The sequence below is a fragment of the Colwellia sp. C1TZA3 genome, assembly GCF_007954265.1.
Taxonomy (GTDB): Bacteria; Pseudomonadota; Gammaproteobacteria; order Enterobacterales; family Alteromonadaceae; genus Cognaticolwellia.
Genome location: NZ_VOLS01000082.1, coordinates 1 through 11255, shown reverse-complemented (window position 1 = coordinate 11255; position 11255 = coordinate 1). Strand labels below are relative to the sequence as shown.

Below are 11255 nucleotides of genomic sequence, written 5' to 3'. Positions count from 1 at the left end.
ATGTCACCTTTAGGGAAGATGAGAGCCAAATTTATGCTGATGACGGAGCGATAAATTTAGCGACTATCAGGCGTAAACTACTCAACTTAATCAAAGCACACCCACTAACAGATAGTGTTGCAGGTAAGATGCAGCGGGCATGTTGGGATGCTAAATTTAGAGCGGAAATTTTATTTGGTTAAAAATAAAGCAAAGCATAATCCCGCCCTGGTGTTGGGTCTTTTTGTCCACATTTTCTAATACTTCGTTACTAACAACTTTATCGTTACGTTCAAAAACGAGTTTGTCGGTTTGCCAAAAGTTATCGGCTTCTGCTTGGGAGACAACATCAGTATCAAGTTTGCCAATAATTTCTTCTGCAGGCCGGCCAAAAAGTTCTGCTACACGGCGATTAACATATTTAAAATGGCGCTTATCATCTTTCATGTATATGTAGGCATCGACATTATTTAAAATAACATCGAGTAAATGCTTTTGCTCTTTATTATCTGCTTCTAGGGCTTTTTGTTCGGTAATATCTGTTGATATCCCTGAAATACCGATAACTTCTCCAATATTATTGAATATAGGACTTTTAATGGTTTTGTAGGTATGTACTTTACCGGTAAGTTTAATGAGATTATTTTCTTCAAAAACTAATGAAACCTTATTAAGAACAACCTTGTAATCGTTTTTTAGTAGTTCATCAAGCATATTTGAATCAAAAAATTGGCTGTCATCTTTACCAATAATATCTTGCACAGTGGTTTGAAATAACGCGGCAACATTAGCATTAACATAGGTGTATTTGCCGGCTAAGTTTTTGCAATAGACATAGGAGCCAATATTATCCAGCACACTAGTCATTTCCTGCACTTGTTGTAATAAAGCGGCTATATTTTTTTTATTGCCCATACGCACATCCCATTGCTATTATTTGACTTAATATCTGATACCAATCTCATTAATTACCTGATCATTTCACCTGGTTAAAACAAGCCACTACTGCGTTATTTATTTAATAATTAGCACAACGAGTTATTGAAATAAATACCTTATATTGAGTCGTTTTTCCTGCGTATAAAGTAGACTACCTAATTAATGAAATTGGTATGACTATCTTTTCAACACTTAATTTATAGACTTTACAGCAATCAGTAATTTATTATGAAAAAAAAATTTCATTAAAGTTTTTAAAATAAGTTTTTAAAATAAGTTATGCAAAATAAGTTTTTAAAACAAGTATTCAATATTTACTCTATGACGTTAAATGAAAATTTTAACTATCTGTAATATATTGATATATAAGTTCAGTTATGCACATTCATATACTTCTCATGGTCTTTTATATACTTTTCGTCGCCGCGATTTAACTCGCTAAAGTAAAAAGTATTTTATTGAGATAAAACTATAATATTTTATTAATAGCAGCTTATCAATGGTCATTTATTAAGCACGATTTACCAAGCATGGAGTTGAAATTGATAATTGTCCAGTTAATACTAGTGCATTGTTTAATTACAGATAACTCAGCCTATTGTCCGGTATTACATTTAGCTTAGATAATACCAATCTTACTAATTATCTGAGCATTTCAGTTGGTTAAAACAAGCGATTACTACGTTATTTATTTACTCATTATCGCTGCATGGATGCCGCTTATTAAACAATGCAGGCGCTTATTGTCCCTGTGTATAAAGTAAACCAGATAATTAATGAAACGGTTATAATCAATTTACTGCTATTTTTTTTGCTAATGAAGTCGCCAATAATTGTCCACCACAAATGTTATCTAAGCCTTACGATGAGCAGCTAGAATTTGACTGCGTTGCTGAAAAACGTGCTGCATAGGCTAAGCATAAAGCCAGTTTTTTGATGTTATCTTGTAGCTCTTAAGTTTTTATCTTTAAGCATTATTATACCAGTTCCATTAAGTTTGTGATCTTGTTGTACGCAGGAAAAATGACTCAAGGCTGTGTTGCTCTCAATCCCAATAGCTGGCTATTGGGATTCAGAGCAACACAGCCTTGAGCTATTTTAACTAGTACAAGTGAGCAATAACTTAATGGGATTGGTATTACTTAACGTTGTCTGGATTTTTTCGACGATATTGCACCGCCATGACCTTGATAATATCGCGCCAAGTAATAATACCAATGGCACACTTATTTTCATCTACAACAGGAAGGCACGATATTTTGTGATCATGAAATAGCAGCACCGCTTCAGTTAAGCTTATATTTTCTGTTGCGGTGATTAGATCTCGAACCATGATCAAATGCACTTTTTTATTCAGTATAAAACTATCTTGTGGGGTTTCTTTTCTAGTGCCTACCGTAGGGCTTAAGTGTTTCCATAAATCACGGTCGGTAATAACACCTGCTAAGGTAGTTTGATCTTTGATCAGAATATGATGCATATGATGTTTTTCAAACAGTTTTTTAGCACTTTCTAAGCTGTCATCTAACTCTAACGTTATCAAATTACGCTGCATTATTTGATTAATGTTCATGTCTTTATCCTTCAGCATAATATAACCGTTCCACTTCAGAATAAGGTTCTTGCATAGATGTAGGACAGTAGAGTAACGCAAGAGCAGTTACCGATAATAACCTTTAGCCATGTATAGCGCCTTGATCTGATTTTCTAGCTTAGTGTTGAAACTGCATTTTGAAGTTGAATGGGTATACATTGCTATTTCAATAGGTATTGTTATTTCATCAAAAATATTTAATAAATTATAATATAACTAAGAACTAGCAAGTTGTCCTTGTTAATTTTTTAATGCCAATATAACTTTCTCGACTTACACAGATCTGAAGTTTGAAGTGGAGTGGTTATAAATTGTTATACGAGATAAAAACGCCTTGTCACAAAACTGTCATGTTGCTGTCCTATAATCGTCGCAGTTATAAAAATTATTATAGTTGAAGGTGTTTTTAAGTGGCCATTGCTTCTAAATCAGCAAACTATCGCAAGGTGAAAAATTCATTAGCAAAATGGATGATCACCTTAGGCGGTATCAGTGTTTTATTTACCTTAGTATTAATATTCATGTATTTACTTTATGTAATTAAACCTATCTTTGAATCTGCAAAAGTTGATATAACAGCAAAATTTGTTATCAACGAAGAATATAAGGTGTTAGCTACAGGCGTTGATGAATTAAAAGAAGTTGCCTATAGCATTACTGAACAAGGCAAGATTAACTTTTATCAATTAGTCGATGGCGCAGGCCATAAAGCTGGTGAAAAAATACTTTCTCAGCAACTGGTTGCTGACGGTGAAAGTTTAACGCAGCTGATTAATGTTGGTCAAAAGCAAAAACTATTAATTGACAGTGCTGGCAATGTCCAGCTTATTGTACCGAGTTTCACCGCTAACTTTACCAGTGGTAAAAGAGTCATTATTCCTAGTATTCGTTACCCGTTAGGTGAAGAGTACTTACCCATTGATGAAAATAACGCCGTTATTACCCAGCTGTCGTTTGCCATGGATGATGAAAAAGCAATCTTCGTTGCTTTTACCCAAGATAAGCGCCTAATTAAAACTACTTTGTTAGCCGAAGACGATTTTAGTTACGACACGGCGTATGAAGCGCAATATCAAGAAATTGATTATGAGGCAAAGCAGGTCAATGATATTTTGGTATCGTCAGGTCTCTCTATGGTGTTTATTCGCCAAAATGATCAAGTTGCTGTGTTTTCATTAGATGATGAAGCCGAATTAAAAGCGACCATTATTCCGCAATTAGCACAAAACAAATCGACACCCCATCATATTACTACTATGGCGTTATTATCGGGGGGGAGTTCAGTTTTATTGGGTGATGACAAGGGCTCAGTCAGTCAATGGTTTGAAGTCGCCACAGATCAAGGGCGTGAGTTCAAAGAAATTCGTCGCTTTAAAGTGAGTGACAATGAGCCAGTAGTCGCCATATATACCGAGCAATATCGTAAAAGCTTTTACACCGAAACACCGTCAGGTGAAATGGGCATGTTTTATACCACCAGCGAAGCAGATTTATGGCGTGGTAATTTACATCAAGGTAATGCTCAAGCGCTTTCTATTGCGCCTCGTGCCGATGGCTTAGTGATGTTTTCGAACAATGAACTGGCTATCTTCTCTGTTGAAAATGAGCATCCAGAAGTTACTTGGCAAGCACTTTGGCAAGAAGTTTGGTATGAGGGCTATCCTGAACCTGAGTTTATTTGGCAATCTACTTCTGGCTCTGATGATTTTGAAGGAAAATTTTCTTTGGTGCCGATTTCATTTGGTACCATTAAAGCCGCATCTTACGCGATGATGTTTGCTGTGCCTATTGCGTTAACCGCGGCAATTTATACCGCTTATTTTATGACGCCAGGTATGCGCAGAAAAGTTAAACCCACCATTGAAATGATGGAAGCCTTGCCTACCGTAATATTGGGTTTTTTGGCTGGGCTTTGGTTAGCACCCATTATTGAAATTTACTTACCAGCCATTTTTTTATTGTTGGTCTTTATTCCCTCTTCGGTGTTTATTACCGCTTTTTCGTGGCATAAATTACCACGAAAATACAAATCACTTATTCCTGAAACCTGGGCGCCTGTTATTTTAATTCCGGCCATTTTATTAGCGGCTTATGCGGCATTCGCCTTATCTCCAGTGCTTGAATTACACCTGTTTGGTGGTGATATTCGGCAATTTATTACTAATGATTTAGGTATGGATTTTGACCAACGAAATGCTTTAGTTGTTGGTATTGCCATGGGGTTTGCGGTTATTCCAACGATATTCTCTATGGCTGAAGATGCTATTTTTAGTGTCCCTAGGCATTTAACCAGTGGTTCTTTAGCCTTAGGCGCTACGCAATGGCAAACCTTAATTAAAGTGGTGTTACTAACAGCAAGCCCAGGCATATTTTCTGCGGTTATGATGGGGCTTGGACGCGCGGTAGGAGAAACCATGATTGTATTAATGGCAACCGGTAATACCCCGATCCTTGATTGGAGTATTTTCCAAGGTATGAGAACACTTGCAGCAAACATTGCGGTTGAAATGCCAGAATCAGAAGTGGGTAGTTCTCATTATCGTATTCTGTTCTTGGCAGCATTTGTTTTATTTGTATTTACTTTTGTAGTCAACACGCTTGCTGAATTTGTACGTCAGCGTTTGCGTGAAAAATATAGCTCATTGTAAGGAAGGCGACATAGCATGAATAATTGGTTTAAGTCTGGCTCTCCTTGGGTGTGGTTGTCAGCAGGTGGTGTTAGCATCAGCCTGATATCAGTAATAGGTTTACTCGGGTTAATAGCTTGGCGTGGTTTAAGTTATTTTTGGCCCGCAGATATTTATCAGTTTGAAATGACTGATGAACAAGGTAAACATTTAACTGTTATTGGTGAAGTTTACGAAAAAGAAAGTATACCTGCATCGCAGTTGGTGCATCTCAACCTTGATATTGACTCGTCAGTTGAAACCATTGAGCGGCTATTAATTAAAACCGGTAACCGTGAATTAGTCAGTTTAGACTTTCGCTGGATTTTAGTACCGCAAATTAATAACAGCTCTTTACCTGCAGAGTTAGTGGTTATTGAGCGCCGCACTAATGGTAATTTCTACGGTTATATCGAAGACGTTATTCTGGATGGTCAGGTGGTAGAGCAAAACCAAATGTTACAGCTCGTTGAGCGAGTGAGTGACTTTCAAGCAGAAATGGAAGAGCTACAAAAGTCTGACATTGGTGCGATTAACTATCAAATTGAACGCACGCGTTTAAAAGAGCGCAAGCATATACTTGATGACACGCTTACCACACAATTGCAGCAAGAGTTTAAAGATAAAGTAGCAGGTTTAAAGGCTGATTATAAAGTGCTAGAAAAGCAGTTAATGGCTTTACGTGAGAAAATATCACGTGACCAACTTGTGGTGCGCGCGATGGATGGTCAAAAAGTTACCATTAACTTTGCAGATGTATTACAAGTTACTTTTAATAATAAACTCAACGTGTTTGAAAAACTGAAAATGTTTTTTAGTCAAATAGGTGCATTTGTCAGTAAAGACCCGCGTGAAGCGAACACCGAAGGTGGCGTATTTCCTGCGATATTCGGTACGGTATTAATGGTGTTGTTAATGACGGTGATTGTTTCACCATTGGGGGTTGTTGCGGCAATTTATTTGCATGAATACGCCGGTAATAATGCGCTGACAAAACTATTACGTATCGCGGTAATTAACCTTGCCGGTGTGCCGTCTATTGTTTATGGCGTATTTGGTTTAGGTTTTTTTGTTTATATGGTCGGTGGCAGCTTAGATCAGTTGTTTTATGCTGAAACCTTACCCAGTCCTACGTTTGGTACGCCAGGTGTGATGTGGTCAGCGCTTACCTTGGCTATTTTAACCTTACCTGTGGTAATTGTTTCAACCGAGGAAGGCTTATCTCGTATTCCTTCTGCTATGCGACACGGTAGCTTGGCGTTAGGCGCCACTAAAGCTGAAACTTTATGGCGCATTATCTTACCTATTGCCAGCCCAGCAATTATGACGGGCATTATTTTAGCCATAGCACGTGCGGCAGGTGAAGTTGCGCCATTGATGTTAGTGGGCGTGGTAAAAATGGCGCCGAATTTACCGATCGATGGTAACTTCCCATTTTTACATTTAGATCGTAAATTTATGCACTTAGGTTTTCATATTTATGACGTTGGCTTTCAAAGCCCAAATGTTGAAGCAGCCAGACCTTTGGTTTATGCCACGGCATTGTTGTTAGTAAGTATTATTGTGGCTTTGAACATAACCGCGGTATCGATTCGTAATCGTTTGCGGGAAAAATATCGCATGTTAGAGCATTAAGCTAAAGTGATAAAACCAAGCGATTTAAAAACAGATTAAAAGATGCACGGGAAGTGATTCCCATCTATTGAATAAGATTTAAAGAGAACACTATGATTTCTGTTACCCCAAAAAATTTATCAGCACACAATGTTAAGCTCGATCTTAATAACCTGTCGCCAGAGCAAGTGGCGTTAGAAATTAAGCACCTAGACTTATATTATGGTAACAAGCAGGCCTTGCAAAATATTTCAATGTCGATCCCTAAAGGGCAAGTAACCGCTTTTATCGGACCCAGTGGTTGTGGTAAATCAACCTTATTACGTTGTATCAATCGGATGAATGACTTAGTCGATATTTGTAAAATAACAGGTGAAATAAACCTTAATGGTGAAAATATTTACGATCGCCATACCGATGTTGCTGCCTTACGTCGTAAAGTAGGTATGGTATTTCAACGGCCAAACCCTTTTCCCAAATCTATTTATGAAAATGTTGTTTATGGCTTACGGATCACCGGTGTCAACAATCGCCGTGTGCTAGACGAAGCGGTAGAAACAGCCTTGCGTAGTGCCGCGTTGTGGAATGAAGTTAAAGATAGGTTACATGAGAGTGCTTTGGGGCTTTCGGGTGGTCAACAGCAGCGCTTAGTGATTGCACGTGCCATTGCCATTGAACCAGAAGTGTTATTATTAGATGAGCCAACATCGGCTTTAGATCCTATTTCAACCTTAACTATTGAAGAGTTAATCAATGACTTAAAGAAACAGTTTACTGTGGTTATTGTTACTCATAATATGCAACAGGCAGCGCGTGTTTCAGACCAAACTGCCTTTATGTATATGGGAGATCTTATTGAGTATAGTGACACTAATACTTTGTTCACAACTCCAGCAAAAAAGAAAACAGAAGATTATATTACGGGCCGTTACGGTTAATAGAAATTGACGATAAGCAGAGGGTTATACCGTGGATAAACTAAATATTGGTCGTCATATTTCTGGCCAGTTCAATGAAGACTTAGAGCGCATTATCAATCATGTCATGCATATGGGGGGCTTGGTTGAAAAACAGCTAACTGACGCGCTAACATCGGTTTGTGATGCGGATGAAGCGTTAGCGAAAAAAGTACTCAGCAATGACTATTTGATTAATAACGCTGAAGTCACTATTGATGATGAGTGTACGCGCATCATTGCCAAGCGTCAGCCAGCCGCTGGCGATTTACGCTTAGTGATGGCGATTGTAAAAACCATTACTGATCTAGAGCGTATTGGCGATGAAGCCGGAAAAATTGCTAACGTCACCTTAGAAAGCTTGTCAGGGAAGCACAAAGACTTATTATCAAATTTGGATAATTTGGGTCGCCATGTCTTAACGTTTTTGCAAGCCACGTTAGATGCGTTTACCCGCATGGATGTTGAGGCGGCAATTCAAGTGCATAAAAGCGATGATAAAATTGATCGCGAATACGAAGCATTAATACGCCAACTCATGACCTATATGATGGAAGATCCACGCTCAATCCCACAAGTAATGAGTGTTATTTGGTCAGCGCGAGCGTTAGAGCGGATTGGAGACCGTTGTCAAAATATTTGTGAATACATCATTTATTTTGTTAAAGGTAAATCAGTTCGTCACACCACACCTGAAGATTTTGACTCATTATCTTAAATCATTATTTTAAATCAACGTGTTTAGTTATAGGCATTATCAGCTATTGTTTAGCTAATAATGCCTATACTTTTAAATGCACTGATAAATAATAACCATACTATAAACCGCCGTTGTCTTGTGATAAAACCTTTGAATTCACTTTCAAATGCTTTAATATCCGCGGCGAATAAAAAACAAAGAGCTTAAGCTCCTGGAAACTAATCATGGCCAGAAACTCAATAATCGGCATATTTGCAAAGTCGCCAATTAAACCCCTAGAAAAACATATTCGAATAGTACATAAATGTTGTAGTCAACTTGTGCCTTTTTTCGCGGCAGTGACCGAGGAAGATTGGACTAGTGCAGGAAAAATTCGTAAGAAAATTTCTAAATTGGAATGTGATGCTGATGATTTAAAACGTCAAATTCGCTTAGAACTTCCAGGCGGCTTATTTATGCCCGTCGATCGCGCTGATTTACTAGAGTTATTATCTCAGCAAGATAAAATTGCCAATTGTGCGAAAGATATTGCTGGACGTATCTTTGGCCGAAAATTAACCATTCCTACCGCATTACAAGCGCAGTTTATAGCTTATGTCGCCCGTAGTATCGACGCCGCTGAAAAAGCTGCAGATGCAATAAATGAACTTGATGACTTATTAGAAACTGGATTTCGTGGTCGTGAAGTTGAATTGGTCACTAAAATGATCAGTCAACTTGATGAAATTGAAGATGATACCGATGGTATGCAAGTTAAATTACGTAAAGATTTATTAAATATTGAAAAAGATTTAAATTGCATAGACGTGATGTTTTTATATCAAATCATCGATTGGGTTGGCTTATTAGCTGATCTTGCCGAACGTGTTGGCGCACGTCTAGAAATTCTTTTGGCTAGAAAATAAGGCTCACTCATGGAAATTTTATTATCTCATGGCTCTACGTTAGTCATGATCGCCGCTGCTGTCGGTTTTTTTATGGCATGGGGCATAGGCGCAAATGATGTTGCTAATGCAATGGGGACCTCGGTTGGTTCAAAAGCATTAACCATTAAACAAGCCGTTATTATTGCAATGATTTTTGAATTTGCTGGCGCATATTTAGCTGGTGGTGAGGTTACATCGACTATACGTAAGGGCATTATTGACCCAGCGTTATTTGTTGATATTCCTGAACTGTTAGTCTTTGGGATGATTTCTGCCTTATTAGCTGCAGCAACTTGGTTGTTAGTAGCGTCTATCTTAGGCTGGCCAGTATCAACGACTCACTCAATTGTTGGTGCTATCATCGGTTTTGCTGCCATTGGTATAAGTCCAGATACAGTAGCTTGGGGTAAAGTAGGGGGTATTGTTGGTAGCTGGGTTGTTACACCATTGATTTCTGGTGTTATTGCCTTTGTAATTTTTAATAGTGCACAAAAACTGATTTTTGATACCGAAAAACCATTAGAACAAGCGAAACGTTATGTGCCGTTTTATATGTTTTTAGCCGGTTTTGTCCTATCGTTAGTGACCATTAAAAAAGGTTTAAAACATATAGGTTTAGACAATATCAACTTAGGTTTCTATAACTTCGAAATTGCTGGTGCTGGTGGTTATTACTTAGCGATTATTGTCGCTGTCATTGTTGCTGTCATTGGTAAGTTTTTTATTACTCGGCTTAAATTTGACGACAACGCTGATAAAACCACACATTACGCTAATGTTGAAAAAGTGTTTGCTGTTTTGATGATAGTAACGGCTTGTTGTATGGCATTTGCTCACGGTTCAAATGATGTCGCCAATGCTATTGGACCATTAGCTGCTGTGGTTAGTATTGTCGATAACGGTGGTGAAATTGCTCAAAAAGCTTCACTAGTCTGGTGGATTTTACCACTGGGTGGTTTAGGTATTGTTGCGGGTCTAGCCTTGTTTGGTCATCGTGTTATGGCGACAATTGGTACCGGCATTACTCACTTAACACCGAGTCGTGGTTTTGCTGCTGAATTAGCCGCTGCATGTACGGTAGTTATTGCTTCAGGTGCAGGCTTGCCTATCTCAACGACACAAACATTAGTCGGTGCGGTGTTAGGTGTAGGAATGGCACGTGGTATTGCCGCTATTAATTTAGGGGTAGTACGTAATATTGTTATCTCTTGGGTGATAACCTTACCAATAGGTGCGGGTCTTTCAATTATCTTCTTCTGGATAATGAAAGGTATATTTAGCTAATAGTCTAAGTATAAAATCGTCAATCAAGCCAGCAATTATGCTGGCTTTTTATGTTCAGGACCAATGGTATGCCACGATCACATGACCGCTCCTAGCGATTCCTGGCTCCATGGCATTAATGCTGCTCGGTAATTGCTCCTACATTTCTCTAATGACTTATTTCCTTGTTATAAAAATACAGGTTGATGTAAAAGAGCGATGATGCGTGTTAGCTAATGGAATTAGTATTATACCAATCCCATTAAGTTATTGCTCACTTGTACTCGTTAAAATAGCTCAAGGCTGTGTTGCTCTCACTCCCAATAGCCAGCTATTGCTCAATCGAGCGCCTTATCTTGAATTATTTTTCCTGCGCACAACAAGATCACAAACTTAATGGAACTGGTATTATACCAATTAGATTAAATTTGTGATCTAATGGTAGTTATGAAATATATTACTAAAAAACAATTATCTGAGAAATTGGAGCCTATTAATTTAAAGGCACTTATTGCTCAAGAAACCAATGGCAGAATGAGAATTCGCCTATTAGCTTTATTGCACATTAAGGATGGAGCTGACAGAGCTCAAGCCGCCAAACATGTAAAAGTAAGCAGG

The 11255-nt window shown here is 38.1% G+C and carries 8 protein-coding genes and 1 pseudogene; 7 read left to right on the top strand and 2 right to left on the bottom strand.

Going from position 1 to position 11255, the window contains the following annotated elements; genetic code table 11:
* A pseudogene (locus tag ESZ39_RS18160) lies at positions 1-182 on the top strand (ISAs1 family transposase); the annotation flags it as partial.
* Here the strand turns inward: ESZ39_RS18160 and ESZ39_RS16270 are convergent.
* Together ESZ39_RS16270 and ESZ39_RS16265 are read right to left on the bottom strand one after the other, a co-directional pair.
* A complete protein-coding gene (locus tag ESZ39_RS16270; protein ID WP_146880980.1) occupies positions 157-894 on the bottom strand; it encodes a PAS domain-containing protein in 738 nt (245 codons plus the stop codon). The pseudogene ESZ39_RS18160 and the gene ESZ39_RS16270 sit on opposite strands and share 26 nt — an antisense overlap.
* 1162 nt (positions 895-2056) lie before the next feature.
* Positions 2057-2491, bottom strand: coding sequence for a CBS domain-containing protein (locus tag ESZ39_RS16265; RefSeq protein ID WP_191321827.1), 435 nt, complete (start codon positions 2489-2491; stop codon positions 2057-2059).
* Between the two features lie 491 nt (positions 2492-2982).
* On the opposite strand from ESZ39_RS16265, the gene ESZ39_RS16260 reads away from it, so the two are divergent.
* From ESZ39_RS16260 to ESZ39_RS16235, 6 genes are all read left to right on the top strand, one after another.
* Positions 2983-5160 carry an ABC transporter permease subunit gene (locus ESZ39_RS16260; RefSeq protein ID WP_146880981.1) on the top strand — a complete coding sequence of 726 codons (2178 nt, stop codon included), beginning with the start codon at positions 2983-2985 and terminating at the stop codon, positions 5158-5160.
* A 15-nt stretch (positions 5161-5175) separates the two neighbouring features.
* On the top strand, positions 5176-6813 hold the full coding sequence (gene pstA, locus ESZ39_RS16255; protein ID WP_146880978.1) for a phosphate ABC transporter permease PstA: 1638 nt from the start codon (positions 5176-5178) through the stop codon (positions 6811-6813).
* 92 nt (positions 6814-6905) lie between these two features.
* Entirely contained in the window at positions 6906-7730 is an 825-nt protein-coding gene (gene pstB, locus ESZ39_RS16250; RefSeq protein WP_146880977.1) for a phosphate ABC transporter ATP-binding protein PstB, read from the top strand.
* A 31-nt stretch (positions 7731-7761) separates the two neighbouring features.
* A complete protein-coding gene (phoU, locus tag ESZ39_RS16245; protein WP_146880976.1) occupies positions 7762-8466 on the top strand; it encodes a phosphate signaling complex protein PhoU in 705 nt (234 codons plus the stop codon).
* A gap of 206 nt (positions 8467-8672) precedes the next feature.
* Positions 8673-9353: a TIGR00153 family protein gene (locus tag ESZ39_RS16240; RefSeq protein WP_146880975.1), complete on the top strand. Its 681-nt coding sequence runs from the start codon at positions 8673-8675 to the stop codon at positions 9351-9353.
* A gap of 9 nt (positions 9354-9362) precedes the next feature.
* On the top strand, positions 9363-10658 hold the full coding sequence (locus ESZ39_RS16235) for an inorganic phosphate transporter (protein WP_146880974.1): 1296 nt from the start codon (positions 9363-9365) through the stop codon (positions 10656-10658).
* Positions 10659-11255 lie beyond the last annotated feature (597 nt).

What these genes read in the sequence shown, in the direction of transcription:
- ESZ39_RS16260 (WP_146880981.1), top strand. Translation starts at nt 2,983, where the DNA reads ATGATCACCTTAGGCGGTATCAGTGTTTTATTTACCTTAGTATTAATA.
- ESZ39_RS16270 (WP_146880980.1), bottom strand. Translation starts at nt 894, where the DNA reads ATGGGCAATAAAAAAAATATAGCCGCTTTATTACAACAAGTGCAGGAA.
- pstB (WP_146880977.1), top strand. Translation starts at nt 6,906, where the DNA reads ATGATTTCTGTTACCCCAAAAAATTTATCAGCACACAATGTTAAGCTC.
- pstA (WP_146880978.1), top strand. Translation starts at nt 5,176, where the DNA reads ATGAATAATTGGTTTAAGTCTGGCTCTCCTTGGGTGTGGTTGTCAGCA.
- ESZ39_RS16235 (WP_146880974.1), top strand. Translation starts at nt 9,363, where the DNA reads ATGGAAATTTTATTATCTCATGGCTCTACGTTAGTCATGATCGCCGCT.
- ESZ39_RS16240 (WP_146880975.1), top strand. Translation starts at nt 8,673, where the DNA reads ATGGCCAGAAACTCAATAATCGGCATATTTGCAAAGTCGCCAATTAAA.
- ESZ39_RS16265 (WP_191321827.1), bottom strand. Translation starts at nt 2,491, where the DNA reads ATGAACATTAATCAAATAATGCAGCGTAATTTGATAACGTTAGAGTTA.